Origin of the sequence: Prevotella heparinolytica (assembly GCF_004342845.1) — a bacterium.
Classification (GTDB): Bacteria; Bacteroidota; Bacteroidia; order Bacteroidales; family Bacteroidaceae; genus Bacteroides; species Bacteroides heparinolyticus.
On the sequence record NZ_SLXB01000038.1, the window covers coordinates 1 to 18,558 of the forward strand.

The window sequence follows — 18,558 nt, forward strand, 5'->3', positions numbered from 1 at the left end:
AACGGTTAGGAATTGCGAATCATGGAACTATATTGCATTTATGGTAATTCTGCTAAGGAAATATTTGAGAAAAAGAAAAGTTTAAATCACTTCATAATCATAACCTTTGTATGAAAACGAAAGATATCTTTTTTCTCTGTTTTTTAATGGTAATATTTCTACCTTTTTGGTTAAGTTCTTCTCTTTATGATTGGTATAAGTCATTCAATGCCGAACATGGCATGGTGATGAGTTTTCTCAAATTTGCAATACTATCTACCACAGGAGAAGTGCTAGGACTCCGAATTACAGTAGGCGCCTATAATAGGAAGAACTTTGGAGTGCTTCCCCGCATGGTGATCTGGGGATTTTTAGGTATGACCATCAATGCCGCAATGATTATTTTTTCAAGAGGAGTGCCTTATTTTATGGAGTACATGGGAATGGAAAACGCTTCTTTGATCATCAATGGAACATTCAGTTTGAACAAGGTTATAGTCGCTTTCTCTATCTCTGTAGCCATGAATATGATATTTGCTCCAGTCTTTATGACATTTCATAAAATTACAGACAAACACATCCTTGATTGTGGCGGCTCGATCCGCACCCTTATAACTCCTATTCCAATGACACATATTATTACTAATCTCAATTGGAAAACTCAATGGAACTTCGTTTTCAAAAAAACGATTCCTTTCTTTTGGTTTCCTGCCCATACCATCACTTTTCTTCTGCCAGGAGAAATACGGGTACTTTTTGCTGCTCTTTTAGGTGTAGTATTAGGGGTATTGTTGGCTGTAGCAGGTCGGATGAAATAGAGATGATTCCTACTGATATTGGCTATCAGCATTTTACTTTCTTATCGTACATACATCGTATATAAAGTGAAAAAAAGTTTGGTTTATATCAACAAAGTTTCTTATCTTTGCACTCGCTTAAAAAAATGAAGCACTCGGGGTGTAGCGCAGTCCGGTTAGCGCACCTGCTTTGGGAGCAGGGGGTCGTGGGTTCGAATCCCGCTACCCCGACTTCTTTTAGAATAAGTTGCTGTTTTTCCAGCAACTTTTTTGTTTATACGAGTTCCTCATTATATACCAAACTCATTACAGAACCTGAGACCGTAATCCTAACATCCAAAGCTTTTCCTTTTAGATAGGTTACACTAAAATTTTACGCTTGCATAAAATACGGGATATCTTATACAAGCGCAAAACATAATTCTCATTTGAAAGAATATAATAAATCAACGAGCTTCAGCCTATCTTCCCGTCACTCTTTCTTCAGCGGGATAGAAAAGCTAAATGTAGAACCCTCTTTTTCTTTGGAAGTAAACCACAGTTTTCCACCATTCTTCATAACAAAATCCTTGCATAGCAGAAGTCCCAAACCAGACCCTTCTTCATTGTTCGTGCCAAACGTGCTGAAATGGGTATCGGTATGCAACAACTTCTTCTGCCCTTCTTCGCTGATTCCACAGCCATAGTCTTGAACGCTGACAACAGCCATGTCGTCCTCCTCTTTGATTGTCACCAAAACTTCGGAGTTCTCTTTGCTAAACTTGATGGCATTGCTCAATAAATTACGAACTACTGTTTTCAGCATATCGATGTCGGCATTCACCATTATCTTATCCGACTTCGTTTCTTTGATCGTTATCTTCTTCAGTTTAGCCACCATATTGAAGATATCAATCACGCTATCTGTCAATTCCACAAGATTCACATCCTGATAAACCACATTCAACTTACCTATCTGACTCTTAGTCCACTTCAGCAAGTTGTCCAGCAGTGAAAACACGTCTTCTGTGGTCTGATTGGCCATAATCAATAATTCGTACATCTCTTCGCCGATCTTCTCTGCCGGCAGATTCAGTATCAGCATGTTCAACACCATTTTGATGGATCCCATCGGAGATCTCAAATCGTGGGCAATGACTGAATATAGTTTATCCCGTCCGGCAATGGTACGTTGCAACTCTTCGGTCTTACTCAGGATAAGACGTTTAGCTGCCACCAACGATATCTGGTGTGTGACACGAATAATCAATTCTTCCTTATTGAAAGGTTTAGAAATAAAATCACTTCCTCCCACCTGAAATCCCTTCACAATATCTGCCGTACCATTCAATGCAGTCAGAAAGATTATTGGAATTTCAGCCGTATCGGGGTTTGCCTTCAATTGCTGGGCTACCTCGAAGCCACTTAAATCCGGCATCATCACATCCAGCAAGATTAAGTCAGGGCTTTCTTTTTTTACCTGCTCCAATGCCTGCCGCCCATTATTGGCCGTGGCAATTGTAAATTTCTCGTTTGTCAAGAGCACCCTCAACAATAACACGTTTGACATCACATCGTCAACGATTAGAATCTTGTACTCAGAAGGATTAATTTCCATATTCATCTTTCTATATAGTTTTCCCGTTATACAAATTACTGATTACCGGGTGTGATTTCTTTAAAATATTCTATCATATGCTGCAAACCTTCATCCAATTCAATGATTGGTTTCCAGTTTAACTTTTCCTTTGCTAAAGTGATATCCGGCTGACGCTGTTTAGGGTCATCGTGCGGCAAAGGTTCAAATATCAATTTTGATTTAGAACCGGACAGTTTAATGATTTTCTCCGCCAACTCCAAAATAGAAAATTCATTGGGGTTTCCCAAGTTCACCGGACCGATAAAATCATCTTCCGTATTCATCATGCGTACCATTCCCTCTATCAAATCGTCTATGTACTGAAAGCTACGAGTTTGATTACCAGAACCATATATCGTAATATCATGATTCTGCAAAGCCTGTACCACAAAGTTAGACACTACCCGACCGTCGTTTGGAAGCATTCGCGGTCCATACGTGTTGAAGATACGTATGATCTTAATCCGTATTCCATTTTGCCGATGATAATCCATAAACAGTGTTTCGGCGCATCGCTTACCTTCATCATAGCAGGAACGAATACCTATAGGATTTACATTTCCCCAATAGCTTTCCACTTGGGGATGGATTACCGGATCACCATATACTTCGCTGGTAGATGCCTGTAAAATCTTTGCTTTTGTTCTTTTGGCCAACCCCAACATATTAATGGCTCCCATCACCGAGGTCTTAATCGTCTTGATTGCATCATATTGGTAATGGATAGGAGAAGCAGGACAGGCCAAATTATATATTTCGTCTACCTCTGTTTCATACGGATTTTCCACATCATGCAACACAAATTCAAAACGAGGATTCCCCTTTAAATGGGCAATATTCTTTTCTGAACCGGTGAAAAGATTATCCAGACATTGTACTTGATGCCCTTCATTTATCAGACGCGTACAAAGATGAGAGCCTATAAATCCGGCACCTCCACTAACAAGAATCTTCTTCATCCCACTTTATTTTATAATGCTTTGAACAAATCTTTTCTCTATTTATCTTTTGTTGATGACAAATGTAACTGATTTGGGCAAATTGTGCAAGTTTGGTATGAAATATTTCATTTACCTGTGCGAATCAACAATTAACACAATAATATATATGTGAAAAACGGCTTTTCCCGACATTCTTTTATCAAGAGGGCACCTGCTAAGTTGCCTTTGCCACAGATACTATCTTACGAGCATATGCCCATACCACACAATAAGCCACCAACGGCACAATGAATGCCATCACCATGGAGGTATGGTCAGCAACTACCCCCATTAGGAATGGCCCCACCACACCTCCCACCGGTGACATCATCAGGAAAGATGAAGCCTGCTTGGTGTGGCTGCCCAATCCTCTCAAGGAAAGGGCGAATATCGTAGGAAACATGATGGCTTCGAAAGCATAACCGAATAGAAGAGCAACAAGCGAAACTATGCCCACATCAAGCAGAACCAACGCAGTGGTAATCACGGTTCCTGTGGCACAAGCCAACAACATCTTTTCGGCACATACGCGACCCATTATCCAACTGCCGGCAAAACGTCCTAACATGAACAAACCCAATCCGCCGAAAGAGAGCACCACAGAGGCTTCACGGGCATTCATCCAGTTTTGCTCCACCACATAGTTGATAAAAAAACTGTTGACAGAAATCTCTCCGACCTCATAGGCAAACAGTGCCACCAATCCAAAAATGAAAAGTTTATACGACCACAAACTCACTTTATTACCCTCTTTATCCACTTCTACGCTATGTTCTATTTCGGGAAGTCTGACTTTGGAAAAAAGCAACGCCACCAACAACACCACAATGCCCATGCAGACATAAGGCAACGCTACGCTCCCCTCTCCGGCTTGTCCATCTTTTGAGAACAAAAGTAAGCCGGCCAATACAGGTGCACAGATACATCCCAATCCATTGAAAGACTGAGCAAAATTCAGACGACTGGCAGCTGTTTCTTTTGCTCCCAGTTCCGTGGCATAGGGATTGGCTGCTGTTTCAAGAAACGTCAACCCGCATCCTATCACAAATAGGGCAAACAAGAAAAGATTGAATGACAAATAATACTGTCCGGGGATAAACAGCAGCGAACCGACACCGTAAAGCAATAATCCGAATACCACACCCCTGCGATATCCGAAACGGCTGATGAACAATCCTGCAGGAACAGCCATGACAAAATAGCCCATATACATGGTCATCTGGATAAAGGCTGAATGGGTTTTCGTAATGTCTAATATTTCCTGAAAATGTTTATTCAGAACATTCAGAATGGCATGGGCAAATCCCCACAAGAAAAAGAGAGAAGTAATCAGGATAAAGGGAACAAGATATTGTTCTCCCACCAATGGTATCCGTTTCTGTTTCATCATATACTAATGTCAAAAAGCCATCTTAAAGTTGTTCAAATTGCAGCTGCAAAGATAAACAAAACTCTAAAGAAAAAGCCTATTGGTTATCTGATGTTTCCTCCTGCCTTGTCAGACACTTGCCTCTGACGGCTCAGACACTTGTGTCTGTCACGTCAAACACAAGTGTCTGTCGGCTTGAACACCTGCCTCTGTCACGACAAAGGATTGCAGCTGTCAAAACAGGACGAAGGCGGCCGGCCTGAAAGGCTCTCTTCTCTTCTGCCTGACCATTGTAAAACCGATGTATTCAAGAAATATCCGCCCGATAGGATGCAGCCCCTCATCTTTAGAAGAAGGAACCGCCTATCCCGAACTCTGATTAAATAATTATGAACAGCATCAATGGAACCATAAAAAAGTTTATCTTACCGAACGGCAACACTGCCCATTGAGAAACAGATTCCGGACATTACGAATATCCATCCATTATCGGATATGGCTTTGAAACAGGATTTTTTCTATCTGGATTTTGCAAGTGTCACAAAAAAAGATTAATTTTAAACTTTCAAATAAGTAAGCCTTTCGTCGCAACAAGGCACAAGCCTGATGCATAAGAAGGTTTCAACACTTATATAGACAGTCTGATGGACAGAACTTTTATTGAGGTTGATGCACATCAGAGGGAAAGGTCGATCTTGGTTACTCTTCGGCAGGGTTGTGAAAAAAAGGGAAGTACTCTCGGACTTGTCTTTTGCCAATGCACCAACCGTTTAAGGAGACTAAGCATTCATCCGGTAATTATTTGAGACATAATAGAACTAACTCTAAAATAATCATTATGAAAAACCTGTTTATCTTATTCATCCTCTCCTTCCTCGCAGGATGTGGAGCAAAAGACCAAATCACAGTTCCTCTCTACGTATGGCAGTCGTGGGAAGAAAGCACAACGGAAAATAGTCTGCGAAGCGACTTCGAACGTTGGAAAACATACGGTACGGTAGGTGTATGCTTCAACGCCCACCTTGATTCTGCCAAGATAGCTACCGCAGCGCGTATCGCCAAAGAATTGGGGTTGGAATACCACGCATGGATTCCTACCATGTTGCAAGAAGGACTCGATTCTACTTGTTATACGGTGAACCGCCTCGGTGAATCGGCCTACGACAAACAAGCCTACGTGCCTTACTACAAGACGCTTGACCCGCTTAATCCCCAAGTCCGACGCTTTCTGAAAGAACAATTCGAACGTATCGCCTCTATCAAGGAAGTGGATTATATCCAGCTGGATTATATCCGTTATGCAGATGTCATTCTGGCCCGCGGCCTGTGGGACAAGTATGGGCTGACGATGAACGAAGAGTATCCCAAGGCCGACTACTGTTATTGCGACAGTTGCGTAGCTGCTTTCCAACGAACCAGCGGCATCGACATAAGGCAAGTGACAAATCCTTCGACCAACCAAGAGTGGGCGCAATTCCGTTGTGACGCTATCACAGGCCTGGTGAACGAGTTAGTTGACGCCATTCATGCCAAAGGGAAAAAAATCAGTGCCGACGTCTTCCCCGGACCGCAGAGCTATGCCGTATGGATGGTGCGCCAAGAATGGAACAAATGGAACGTGGATGCCTACTTCCCGATGAACTACAATGACTTCTACAAGGAACCGGCCGAGTGGATAGGTAAAGTGACGGCTGAAGAAGTAAAAAGCGTAGCCGACAAGAAGACACCCGTTTACAGCGGACTTTTCATCTGCCGCGACTGGCAAAACAAAGCTAACCTGATCGACCCTGAGCACTCCGGTCTGCTGCCCTCCGAAATAGAAAAAGCCGTGGCCGGTTCAATGAAGGCCGGAGCCACCGGTGTATGCTTGTTTACGCCCAACGATATGACGCCCGAACATTGGGAAGCCTTGAGGAAAGCCATCAGAAAGACGTACTGATAACTATTGGCTGAACAAGCCATCCCAAGAGCCGCCTATCAAGCTGTTCTATAAGATCTGCCAAACACTTGTGCCCGACATGATCGGCACAAGTGTTTTTCATTTTAACACACAAGCAAGAACAAATTAGAGGAACGGAGCTATCCGAGAAGCATAGCAAACACAAGCCCACACTTTAGTGAACCTATGCCCACACTTAACGAACCGCAACCCCACACTTTAGAAGCCATATGCCCACACTTCAGAGGAGCTCTCCCCACACCTTAGGAGAGGTTAGACCACACTTTAGAGAAGACAAACTGAAAGGAAAGATAGATCATCGACTAACAATTCAGACTACGCCGGAAGCCAATTCCCCCTTCCTCATACGGTCAGAAGTGTTGAAACATCAGAACATCCGGCAGACACGTTCGATACCGGCTACCAACGCATCAATCTCCTCGCGCGTATTATATAGTCCGAACGAGGCACGCACGGTACCTTCTATACCAAGGCGTTGCATCAATGGCTGGGCACAATGATGCCCGGTGCGCACGGCAATACCTAAACGGTCGAGCAGCGTCCCCATGTCAAAATGATGGATATCGCTCACCAAGAACGAAATGACACTCCCCTTCTCTTCCGCCTCCCCGAAAATGCGCATACCGGGAACTTCTTTCAGCCGTTGCATGCCGTAGAGGGTAAGTTCATGCTCGTAGGCAGCAATCTTATCCATGCCGATAAGCGAAACATAATCCAGCGCTTTGGCAAGTCCCGTCGTACCGATGTAATCGGGCGTTCCGGCCTCGAACTTAAAAGGCAGTTCATTAAACGTGGTCTTCTCGAACGAAACACTTTGTATCATCTCGCCACCACCTTGATAGGGAGGCAGTTTATCCAACCATTCCTCCTTACCGTAGAGCACGCCCACGCCGGTAGGGCCGTAGACCTTATGGCCGGAAAAGACAAAGAAGTCGGTATCCAGCTCCTGCACATCTACGGGCATGTGTGGAACGGACTGCGCGCCGTCTATCAGCACGGGCACTCCCTGCTTGTGCGCAAAGGCAATCATCTCCTTTACGGGATTTATCGTGCCGAGCACATTGGATACATGCGCAAGGCTGACAATCTTCGTGCGTTCGGAAAACAGGTTCTTATACTCCTCCTGCAGCAGTTCGCCTTTGTCATTCATGGGGACTACGTTGATGGCAATTCCCTTCTTGGCAGCCAACAGTTGCCAAGGAACGATGTTGCTATGATGTTCCATGACGGAGATAATCACCTCATCGCCCCGCTGCATAAACTCCTCGCCGAAACAAGAGGCAAGCAGGTTGATGCTTTCCGTTGTGCCACGCGTAAAGACAATTTCGTTCGTACTGCGCGCATTGACGAATTTACGCACCGTTTCGCGCGAAGCTTCATGTAGTTCCGTGGCCTGCTGCGAAAGGAAATGTACGCCTCGGTGCACGTTGGCGTTGACGGAGTAATACTCCTCGGAAATGGCATCTACCACCATGCGGGGCTTTTGAGTGGTGGCTCCATTGTCGAGATACACCAACGGCTTGCCATAAACCTCACGCGAGAGTATCGGGAAATCGGTTCTTATCTTCTGAATATCATACATAAACTATCTGATTTAATCAAGGCATGGATGGCACGGACTTCACGGATTCAGTCCATAAAAACCGTGTCAATCCATACAATCCGTGCCTTCTGAATTTCTTATTTACAAATCGAGCATCCCTGACACTTGTTCAGTTCGCCACGGAAACGCTTCTCCACCAACAGATGCAAGCGGTCTTTCAAAGCATCCAGACGGATGGTATCAATCACCTCGTTGACAAAAGCGAACATCAACAATAGGCGTGCCTCACGCATCGGAATGCCTCGCTGCCGCATATAGAACAAAGCACTCTCATCAAGCTGCCCTACCGTGGCGCCATGACTGCACTTCACATCGTCCGCATAGATTTCCAGCTGCGGCTGGGTGTACATACGTGCCTCACGAGTAGCGCAAAGGTTTCGGTTGGTCTGCTTTGAATTGGTGTGTTGCGCATCCGGACGCACCAGCACCAAACCTGCAAAAGCCCCTACGGACTGTTCATCAAGCACATACTTGTAAAGTTCGTTGCTGGTACAGTTTGGCACGGCATGGTCTATCTTGGTATGATTATCTACATGCTGGTTCTTATCGGCAATGGCCATACCGCAAAGATTCAAGTCGGCACCTTCGCCTGCAAGCGTCACCTGAGTGGTATTGCGGGTAGTTCCGTTGTGCAAGGTCATGCCGTTCAGCAAAACATTGCTGTGAGCTTTCTGTTCCACATACATGTTGCTGATGCGAACCGTACCCGTATGCGTTTCTTCCAACTCATAAAAGTCGAAAGAGGCATTTTCACCGACAAAGGCTTCCACCACTTGCGTCGTCAAGAAGTTTACATTGTCCATTGCATGGTCGCACACCAGAAAACGGGCTTGCGCACCCTCTTCCAAAACAATCAGCATACGTCGGTTCACCATGAAACTGACATCTCCACGCAGAATATTCACCAACTGAATGGGCTTCTCCACTACTACGTTCTTGGGCACATAAAGCAATACGCCGTCTTGCGCAAAAGCCGTATTGAAAGCTGTCACACCATCCTCGGCCGTATTGGCCAGCTTGCCATAATGCTTCCTCACCAGTTCGGGATGCTGTTCGGCCATCTCCTTCAGACTACCAAAGAGAACGCCTTCGGGCAGAAGAGACTTCGGCAGGCTCTTGCCGTAGAAAGAATCGTTCACCACGAAATAAAGGGCAGTGCTCATATTGGGAACGTCGCACTTAAACACCTCATAAGGGTTCACCGGAATATCCAGACGGTTCAAGTTCAAGCCATAATCCGGCTCAAAGAACTTGCTGACATCTGTATATTTGTACCTCTCCTGCTTACGGGTGGGAAAGCCCAGCCGCTCAAAGTCGGCAAAAGCTGCTGCACGTGGCGCATTCATCACCTCGGCACTATGCCGGCATATCATCGCCTCCGTTTGGGAGAAAAGGTCTATATATTGTTGTTCAGGTTTCATAACTTCCTTTATTTTTTAAGCAAGAATTCAGGGATTTATCAATGATTGAAAGGCCTTTCAACTCAAGAAGTTCCACACAATCCGCGCCTAATTCTAAAAATCTCCCGCCTCTTTTTTTATCCAGTCGAAGCCGCGCAGCTCAATCTCCTTTGCCAGTTCAGGACCTCCGCTCTTCACGATACGTCCGCCAAGCAAAACGTGTACCTTATCGGGTTTGATATAGTCCAACAAGCGCTGATAGTGAGTAATCACTATTGCACTGGTTTCCGCCGTCTTCAGCTTGTTAAAGCCATCTGCCACGATGCGCAGGGCATCCACATCCAGACCGGAGTCCGTCTCGTCCAAAATGGCAAAAGCCGGCTCCAGCATGGCCATCTGAAAGATTTCATTACGCTTCTTCTCACCACCGCTGAACCCCTCGTTCACGCTACGGTTGGCAAGTTTATTATCCAACTCCACGATGGCGCGCTTCTCGCGCATCAGCTTCAGGAACTCGCCGGCCGACAAAGCCGGCAGATGCCGATACTTGCGCTGCTCGTTCACGGCAGCACGCATGAAGTTCACCATCGAGACGCCCGGAATTTCTACCGGCGATTGGAAGGAGAGGAAAATTCCCTCGTGGGCACGGTCTTCGGCACTCATGGCCAGCAGGTCCTTTCCGTTGAAAGTAATCGAGCCGCGCGTCACCTCATAAGCGGGATGGCCCACCAATACATTGCTCAATGTACTTTTACCGGCACCGTTCTGTCCCATCAAGGCGTGCACTTCACCGTCCCGTATGGTCAAATCGATGCCTTTTAATATCTCTTTGCCATTGATGCTGGCATGCAGGTCTTTTATCTCTAACATCTTTATCTTACTATTTTGACTTATTTACAAATTCCTATCTTACTGTTTCAGTAAATCATCCCACGCTTCCCTCCAGCGAGATGGCCAACAGTTTCTGTGCCTCTACGGCGAACTCCATCGGAAGCTTGTTCAGTACCTCTTTGGCATATCCGTTCACAATCAGCCCCACGGCATCCTCCGTAGAGATGCCGCGCTGGTTGCAATAGAAAATCTGGTCTTCGCTGATTTTGCTGGTTGTGGCTTCATGCTCCACAATGGCTGTTTCGTTATGGATGTCCATGTAGGGGAAAGTGTGTGCGCCGCACTTGTCGCCAAGCAGCAAAGAGTCGCACTGGCTATAGTTGCGGGCATTGTCCGCTTTGGCAGCGACACGCACCAGTCCGCGGTAAGAGTTCTCACTCTTTCCGGCAGAGATGCCTTTGCTGACAATGGTGCTGCGGGTGTTCTTGCCCAGATGTATCATCTTGGTTCCCGTGTCTGCCTGCTGATGGTTGTTAGTCACTGCCACGCTGTAGAACTCTGCCGTAGAATTATCGCCGGAGAGGATGCACGAGGGGTACTTCCAGGTAATGGCGGAGCCGGTCTCCACCTGTGTCCACGACAGTTTGCTGTCCGCGCCCTTGCAATGGCCGCGCTTGGTCACGAAGTTGTAAACGCCGCCCTTGCCGTCGGCATCACCCGGATACCAGTTTTGCACCGTGCTGTACTTCACCTCCGCACGGTCGTGCACCACAATCTCCACGATGGCGGCATGCAACTGGTTCTCATCGCGCATCGGGGCCGTGCAGCCTTCGAGATAGGATACATACGAATCATCGTCGGCCACAATGAGCGTCCTTTCAAACTGGCCTGTATTGCGGGCATTGATGCGGAAGTAGGTGGACAGCTCCATGGGGCAGCGCACTCCCTTGGGGATGTAGACGAAAGAGCCGTCGGAAAACACGGCCGAGTTGAGTGCGGCAAAGAAGTTGTCGCGATAAGGCACAACAGAGCCCAGATACTTCTGCACCAGGTCGGGATGTTCGCGCACGGCTTCGCTGAAAGAGCAGAATATGATGCCTTTCTCCATCAACGTCTCCTTGAAAGTGGTCTTTACGGACACCGAGTCCATCACGGCATCTACCGCCATACCGCTCAATGCCATTTGTTCTTCCAGGGGAATGCCCAATTTATTGAAGGTCTTCACCAGCTCCGGATCCACCTCGTCCATGCTTTTCGGTCCTTCCTTTTTCTTGGTAGGATCGGCATAGTAAGAGATGGATTGGTAGTCTATTTCCGGAATACGTAGATGCGCCCATGTGGGCATTTCCAACGTCAGCCAGTGCCGATACGCCTCCAGGCGGAACTTCAGCAGCCATTCCGGTTCATTTTTCTTTGCAGAGATAAGCTTCACTATCTCTTCGTTCAGGCCGCACTCGATGATGTCCGTGTGCACATCGGTGGTGAAGCCGTACTTGTATTTTTCTTCCGCAATCTTCCGGACGTACTCGTTCGAGGGTTTCTTCTCAGCATCCTTTCTCGCCTCGTCCGCAGCGGCTGTCTTATTCTTGTTGTTCAGATTCATCTGTCGCATGATTGTTCAATATATATTGTTCGGTGACATGCTTCGCCATGGGAAAAAATATCCCGCCGAAAGACTTTACCGGATAATATAACACCGATTCTTCCTTTTTTGTTTTGCTTATCAACCGGTTATCTTCATCCACAAACTCAATCACTCCAACCAGCAGGCTGACGAGCAAAAGGTATTTGAGTGCCCCCAATCCGCTTCCCAGCAAGCGGTTCAGCCATCCCAGCGATATGGCCTCCAGCGCCTTGGTAAGCAAAGAGGCTACCAAAGTAAAGCCCAATGGCACGGCTATCCAGATGATGAGAAAAGCCAGTATCTGTGCAACTGTCATGGAATCTGTCACTGCGGGACAAAGTCTCCCGGCCAGCCCCGCATACAAGGCCTTTGCCGCCAACAGGCCGACAATCAGCCCCAGGATAGAGGCCAGCTGCCTGATAAACCCTTTCATGAAGCCGATGACGGTACCCGCTCCGAAGGCTGCGATTATGAGAATATCTATCATTGTCATCTTTATTCAAGCTGAATTTTCTATATATCTATATATAATAAGGTGTAAAACGAGATACGTATGTCGTCGCCCATGAGATACGTATGTCGTCACCTGTGAGATACGTATGTCGTCACCTGTGAGATACGTATGTCATCACCCATGAGATACGTATGTCGTCACTCGTGAGATGCGTATGTCGTCACTCGTGAGATGCGTATGTCGTCACCCGTGAGATGCGCATGTCGTCTCTATAGAGAGACAGACAACGTCTCTATAGAGAGGTAGGCAACGTCTCTATAGAGAGACAAGCAGCGCCTCTATAGAGAGACGACCGCCTCCTCCATAGAGGCGCTTCAAGGCATACGAAAATGTGCCAACCGGCCGCGTATAACGTTCCGCGGGGCAGTTGGCACATCGTCCTTATCGATTATTATAGGGTCTGCTTTACTTCCACTTCTTCGTAAGACTCGATGACGTCGTCCACCTTGATGTCGTTGCAGCCCGTCAGGCTGATGCCGCATTCAAAGTTTGTGCCCACTTCCTTCACGTCGTCCTTGAAACGCTTCAACGCGTTGATGGAACCGGTGAAGATGACGATGCCGTCGCGAATCAAACGGGCCTTGTCGGTGCGTTTCACCTTTCCGCTCTTCACCATGGCACCGGCCACGAGCCCCACCTTCGTGATGTTGAACACTTCGCGAACTTCGATAGTGGCAGTCACCTGCTCTTTCAGAGTCGGTGCCAACATGCCTTCCATGGCAGACTTCACTTCCTCGATGGCGTCGTAGATGACCGAGTACTTGCGGATGTCGACGCCTTCCTGCTCTGCCAGTTTTGCAGCAACACCCGAAGGACGTACCTGGAAACCGACGATGATAGCATCCGAAGCAGCAGCCAAAGAGACATCCGATTCGGAAATCTGTCCCACTCCCTTATGGATAACGTTGACTTGCACCTGATCAGTGGAAAGTTTGATCAACGAATCACTCAATGCTTCTACCGAACCGTCCACATCACCCTTGACAATGACGTTCAATTCGTGGAAGTCGCCCAATGCCAGACGGCGACCGACTTCGTCGAGCGTCAGCATCTTCTGCGTGCGCAAGCCCTGTTCGCGTTGCAGTTGTTCGCGCTTATTGGCTATCTCACGGGCTTCTTGCTCCGTTTCTATTACGTGGAATGTATCACCGGCAGCAGGCGCGCCATTCAGGCCCAGTATCAATGCAGGCTCGGAAGGACCTGCCTGCTTGATGCGCTGGTTGCGTTCGTTGAACATTGCCTTTACCTTACCGTAACTGGTACCGGCCAATACAATATCTCCCATCTTCAACGTGCCGTTAGAGACCAATACCGTAGCCACATAACCACGGCCTTTGTCCAACGAAGATTCTATGATGGAACCGGTGGCGCGACGGTCGGGATTGGCCTTCAGCTCAAGCAGTTCGGCCTCGAGCAAAACTTTTTCCATCAGTTCGGCCACGCCCAATCCTTTCTTGGCAGAGATGTCCTGCGACTGATATTTGCCGCCCCACTCTTCCACCAGGAAGTTCATGTTTGCCAGCTCTTCCTTAATCTTGTCGGGATTGGCAGTCGGCTTGTCAATCTTGTTAATTGCAAATACGATGGGCACACCGGCAGCCGTGGCATGGTTGATGGCTTCCTTGGTCTGAGGCATCACGCTGTCGTCCGCGGCCACAATGATGATGGCGATGTCCGTCACCTTGGCTCCGCGAGCACGCATGGCGGTAAAGGCTTCGTGCCCCGGTGTGTCGAGGAACGTAATCTTACGCCCATCTTCCAACGATACGTGATAAGCACCGATGTGCTGCGTAATGCCACCGGCCTCACCGGCAATAACGTTCGCCTTACGTATGTAGTCGAGCAACGAAGTCTTGCCGTGGTCTACGTGCCCCATCACCGTTACGATCGGGGCACGAGGCCGAAGGTCTTCTTCCCTGTCTTCTTCTTCCACAATAGCCTGAGCCACCTCTGCGCTGACATATTCGGTCTTGAAGCCAAACTCCTCTGCCACCAGATTGATGGTTTCGGCATCCAAACGCTGATTGATAGACACCATTATACCGATGCTCATACAAGTGGCAATGACTTGCGTAACGGAAACATCCATCATGTTCGCCAACTCGTTGGCCGTCACAAATTCCGTAAGTTTCAGCACTTTGCTTTCTGCCATTTCCATGTCTTCCAGCTCTTGCATACGGTTGGACAACATGTCACGTTTTTCCTTGCGATATTTGGCACCCTTGTTCTTGCCTTTGGAGGTCAGACGGGCCAAAGTTTCCTTTACCTGCTTGGCTACGTCTTCTTCATTCACTTCTTGTTTTACAAGAGGCTTCTTGAAGCGGTCTTTATTGCGATTGCGGTTACCGCCGGCTTGTTGGTTTCCGCCGGGAGCGCCACCATAGGCATTTTTGGAACGATCGTTACCACCACGTTGGAAATTGGAAGCATTATTAATGTCCACCTTCTCTTTATTGATGCGGACACGTTTCTTTTTGCCATTGACATCAACACCGGAGTCGCCCAACTTGCTATCCTCTCGTCGGATTTCCTTGATAATAGCTTCTTTGATCTGCTTTTTCTGGTCCTGACGGGTCTTTTCCTTTTCTTCCCGCTCCTTACGCTTCTCTTCCTTCGACTTCTTTTTCGGACGTGTAGATTGGTTCAGAGCGGCCAAGTCTATTTGTCCTATGACATTTATCTTCGAAACAAATTCAGGCTGGTGTATCTTAAAGATTTTATCTTCTGCCGGTTCTTCTTTTGCTTCCGGCTCTTCAGTGGCCGATACAGAAGAAGTTTCTACTCTTTTTTCCTCTTTTGATTCCGGTTCCACCTGCGCAGCAATTTCCGGTTCTTTCTCTACAAGCGGCGCCGCTTGTATTTCGGACGTAGCATTCGCCTCGGGCTGAGACATAGATTCCGGCTCGGGCTTTGCCTCCTCGCGCTCTTCCAAAACCGGACGGAAAGTTTCTACAGCTACCGGAGCAGTCTCTTCCACCTTCTTTTCCTCTATCACCTTTTCAGTTTCTTCCCTTTCTTTCTCCTTTTCCGGAGCAGTAACAGACCACTGACCCGGTTTGTCCAAATCTATCTTGCCAACAGGTTTAAACTTCGGGCGTACGTCTTCGGGGATAACGGTTTTTATCTCTTCAGGCTTTGCCTTCTCCTGCGCATTCTCCTCATAGCCATCAATGGCCACAGATGCCTTGTTCCGATCCTTGCTTTGACGCTCCTGACTGAAACGCTCCGATTTTATTTTAAGATCCTTATCCGTACTGAACTCCTTCTTAAGCAAATCAAACTGCTCGTCGGTAATTTTCGTGTTGGGGTTCGCCTCAACGGTAAATCCCTTCTTTTGCAGGAACTCGACAGCTGTCGTAATTCCTACATTCAAATCTCTTGTTACTTTGTTTAACCTTATCGTCATACTTAATTTTTCATGAATAATGGAGAAAGAAGAAGTTATCGCTAACCACTAATCGCTAATCGCTTACACTACTCACCCTTCTTCAAACTCCTGTTTCAAAATGCGCAATACCTCGTCCACCGTTTCTTCTTCGAGATCCGTCTTTTCAATCAACATCTCGCGGGGAGCATTCAACACAGCCTTTGCCGTATCAATACCGATAGCCTTGATGGAATCGATTACCCAACCATCTATCTCATCACGGAATTCATCCAGATAGATATCCTCATCTTCTACCGTTTCATCCAACTCGCGGAACACATCGATGGTGTACTCAGTCAACATACTGGCCAGTTTGATGTTCAAACCACCTTTACCGATAGCCAGCGACACCTCCTCCGGTTTCAAGAACACTTCTGCCTTATGTTCTTCTTCGTTCAAACGGATAGAAGAAATTTTGGCAGGGCTGAGAGCACGCTGTATAAACAACTGAATATTCGACGTATAGTTGATAACGTCAATATTCTCATTGCGAAGTTCGCGGACAATGCCATGAATACGGCTACCTTTCACACCCACACAGGCACCTACCGGGTCAATGCGATCATCGTAACTCTCAACGGCAATTTTGGCACGCTCACCGGGTATGCGGGCTATTTTCTTGATGGTAATCAGTCCGTCATTGATTTCGGGCACTTCCATCTCGAACAGACGTTGCAGGAACACAGGTGATGTACGGCTCAGAATAATCTTCGGATTATTATTCTTATTATCCACACGTGCCACTACGGCGCGCGCCGTCTCGCCCTTACGATAGAAATCGCTCGGAATCTGTTCGGTCTTGGGCAGCAACAACTCATTTCCTTCGTCGTCAAGCAGCAGCATCTCTTTCTTCCATATCTGATAAACTTCCGCATTGACAATGGTGCCCACCTTATCTATATATTTATTATAGAGGCTGTCCTTCTCCAATTCCAGAATCTTGGATGCCAATGTCTGACGCAGATTCAAGATGGCACGACGGCCAAAATTGGCAAAAATCACCTCGTCTGTCACTTCCTCGCCCACTTCATAGGAAGCATCGATTTTCTGTGCCTCGCTCAAGGATATTTGCAGGTTCGGATCTTCTACATCACCGTCTGCAACAACTTCACGATTACGCCATATCTCAAAATCCCCCTTGTCAGGGTTCACGATTACGTCGTAATTCTCATCGGTGCCAAACATCTTCGCAATCACACTGCGGAACGACTCTTCAAGCACACTCACCATTGTAGTGCGGTCAATGTTCTTCAGTTCCTTAAATTCCGAAAACGTATCTATCAAGCTGACAGTTTCTTCTTTTTTGGCCATAGTCTTATTTAAAACTGATTAAGTATTTAGTATATTTTATCTCCTCATACGTAAAATTCAGATCCTCGTCCACCATCTTAGGACGTTTAGCTCCTTCTTCTTTCACTTTCTTGCTGATGGTTACTACAAAGTGTTGTTCGTCCGCTTCCTTCAGCACACCACTGAGCTTACGGCCGTCCTTTGTCAACACTTCCACTTCGCAGCCCACATGATTGATGTATTGCTGCAATACCTTAAAAGGCTGCCCGATACCGGCCGAACCTACTTCCAGTTCATAGTCTTCCTCTTCGCGATTCAACCGAGACTCGATGTAGCGGCTCAGCTCCACACAATCCTCAATCCACACACCTTCCTTGTGGTCTATTTCCACCAGAATCTTGCCATCCGGGCCGATGGTTGCTTCCACCAGAAAATACTCTTTCCCTTCCAGCCACTCGTCTACAATCTGACAAATCGTTTTCTTTTCTATCATAAATTAACCTATAAGAACGAAAAAGAGGAGCTTGACTGCCCCTCCACCTTTCATCCGTTTCCGTTTGCAAAGATACAAATAATCTCTTCGACTACAAAATATTAGAAAAAAAAAGAATGATTTAACAAAAAAAGTGGACGAACAACCATATCACACCATAAAGAAGAGCCATCGTTCAGTATAAATATTCCGCACACACCTCATTTGTAACCGATAGAAATTCAAAGTTTTACACAGGTACAAGCATCGCCTTATATCTATAACAAGCGTAGGTTTATGCACATAAAAACATAAATCGAGGAGATACCTAAACAACCAAACGTAACCTTAGGGCTTACCTTGACTTACCCAACCGCCTCATAATAAAGTGAATTATTCCGAATAGAACCACATTATACTACACAAAAAAATCCCGGTAACCTATTAGATTACCGAGATTTACCTTTTCTTATTTAAGAGATAATTACTTCACTTATCATTAGTGTCCCGTTAAAATGGGATGAGTTAAACAATTAATCAAATAGCCCCGGAATCAGGGGTTCATTTAGATCTTTGACATCATTGAAATTAGTCTTGTCGAACAGGTCACGCAAGTGGGTTTTGTCAGTCAATGATATGCTGAGAATCTGCAAAACTTCATAGGTTGAGCGTTTCAACTTCATATCATGTTGGA

The 18,558-nt window shown here is 46.6% G+C and carries 13 protein-coding genes, 1 tRNA gene and 1 pseudogene; 3 read left to right on the forward strand and 12 right to left on the reverse strand.

The window, feature by feature from the left end:
- Positions 1 to 110 precede the first annotated feature (110 nt).
- Entirely contained in the window at positions 111 to 797 is a 687-nt protein-coding gene (locus EV202_RS14095; protein WP_131927511.1) for a hypothetical protein, read from the forward strand.
- 135 nt (positions 798 to 932) lie between these two features.
- Positions 933 to 1,007, forward strand: a tRNA-Pro gene (locus EV202_RS14100).
- Positions 1,008 to 1,248: 241 nt separating this feature from the next.
- On the opposite strand, the gene EV202_RS14105 is transcribed toward EV202_RS14100, so the two are convergent.
- The 3 genes from EV202_RS14105 to EV202_RS14115 all read right to left on the reverse strand — a co-directional run bounded on the left by EV202_RS14105 (position 1,249) and on the right by EV202_RS14115 (position 4,761).
- Positions 1,249 to 2,379 carry a hybrid sensor histidine kinase/response regulator gene (locus EV202_RS14105; RefSeq protein ID WP_106068531.1) on the reverse strand — a complete coding sequence of 377 codons (1,131 nt, stop codon included), beginning with the start codon at positions 2,377 to 2,379 and terminating at the stop codon, positions 1,249 to 1,251.
- Between the two features lie 29 nt (positions 2,380 to 2,408).
- The gene (locus tag EV202_RS14110; protein WP_106068530.1) at positions 2,409 to 3,353 is read right to left on the reverse strand and encodes a UDP-glucuronic acid decarboxylase family protein; all 945 of its coding nucleotides are present in this window, start codon (positions 3,351 to 3,353) and stop codon (positions 2,409 to 2,411) included.
- Between the two features lie 196 nt (positions 3,354 to 3,549).
- Positions 3,550 to 4,761 (reverse strand): sugar MFS transporter, encoded by a 1,212-nt coding sequence (locus tag EV202_RS14115; protein WP_131927517.1) that lies wholly within the window; start codon positions 4,759 to 4,761, stop codon positions 3,550 to 3,552.
- Positions 4,762 to 5,581: 820 nt separating this feature from the next.
- Between EV202_RS14115 and EV202_RS14120 the strand changes: the two genes are divergently transcribed.
- Positions 5,582 to 6,682: a glycoside hydrolase family 10 protein gene (locus EV202_RS14120; protein WP_131927512.1), complete on the forward strand. Its 1,101-nt coding sequence runs from the start codon at positions 5,582 to 5,584 to the stop codon at positions 6,680 to 6,682.
- Positions 6,683 to 7,070: 388 nt separating this feature from the next.
- Here EV202_RS14120 and EV202_RS14125 read toward each other — a convergent pair whose 3' ends face one another.
- The 9 genes and pseudogenes from EV202_RS14125 to EV202_RS14165 all read right to left on the reverse strand — a co-directional run.
- Positions 7,071 to 8,285: an aminotransferase class V-fold PLP-dependent enzyme gene (locus EV202_RS14125; RefSeq protein WP_131927513.1), complete on the reverse strand. Its 1,215-nt coding sequence runs from the start codon at positions 8,283 to 8,285 to the stop codon at positions 7,071 to 7,073.
- 98 nt (positions 8,286 to 8,383) lie between these two features.
- Positions 8,384 to 9,727, reverse strand: coding sequence for a Fe-S cluster assembly protein SufD (gene sufD / locus EV202_RS14130; protein WP_131927514.1), 1,344 nt, complete (start codon positions 9,725 to 9,727; stop codon positions 8,384 to 8,386).
- Positions 9,728 to 9,820: 93 nt separating this feature from the next.
- A complete protein-coding gene (gene sufC, locus EV202_RS14135) occupies positions 9,821 to 10,576 on the reverse strand; it encodes a Fe-S cluster assembly ATPase SufC (protein ID WP_131927515.1) in 756 nt (251 codons plus the stop codon).
- A 55-nt stretch (positions 10,577 to 10,631) separates the two neighbouring features.
- On the reverse strand, positions 10,632 to 12,140 hold the full coding sequence (gene sufB / locus EV202_RS14140) for a Fe-S cluster assembly protein SufB (RefSeq protein WP_106068525.1): 1,509 nt from the start codon (positions 12,138 to 12,140) through the stop codon (positions 10,632 to 10,634).
- The gene (locus EV202_RS14145) at positions 12,118 to 12,654 is read right to left on the reverse strand and encodes a CvpA family protein (protein ID WP_106068524.1); all 537 of its coding nucleotides are present in this window, start codon (positions 12,652 to 12,654) and stop codon (positions 12,118 to 12,120) included. The genes sufB and EV202_RS14145 overlap by 23 nt, the downstream gene beginning before the upstream one ends.
- A 412-nt stretch (positions 12,655 to 13,066) precedes the next feature.
- Positions 13,067 to 16,081, reverse strand: a complete 3,015-nt coding sequence (gene infB, locus EV202_RS14150; protein ID WP_131927516.1) for a translation initiation factor IF-2 — start codon at positions 16,079 to 16,081, stop codon at positions 13,067 to 13,069.
- Between the two features lie 72 nt (positions 16,082 to 16,153).
- On the reverse strand, positions 16,154 to 17,413 hold the full coding sequence (gene nusA / locus EV202_RS14155) for a transcription termination factor NusA (protein ID WP_106068522.1): 1,260 nt from the start codon (positions 17,411 to 17,413) through the stop codon (positions 16,154 to 16,156).
- Between the two features lie 4 nt (positions 17,414 to 17,417).
- Entirely contained in the window at positions 17,418 to 17,885 is a 468-nt protein-coding gene (rimP, locus tag EV202_RS14160; protein ID WP_106068521.1) for a ribosome assembly cofactor RimP, read from the reverse strand.
- Between the two features lie 512 nt (positions 17,886 to 18,397).
- Positions 18,398 to 18,558 (reverse strand): annotated as a pseudogene (locus EV202_RS14165) (IS4 family transposase); the annotation flags it as partial.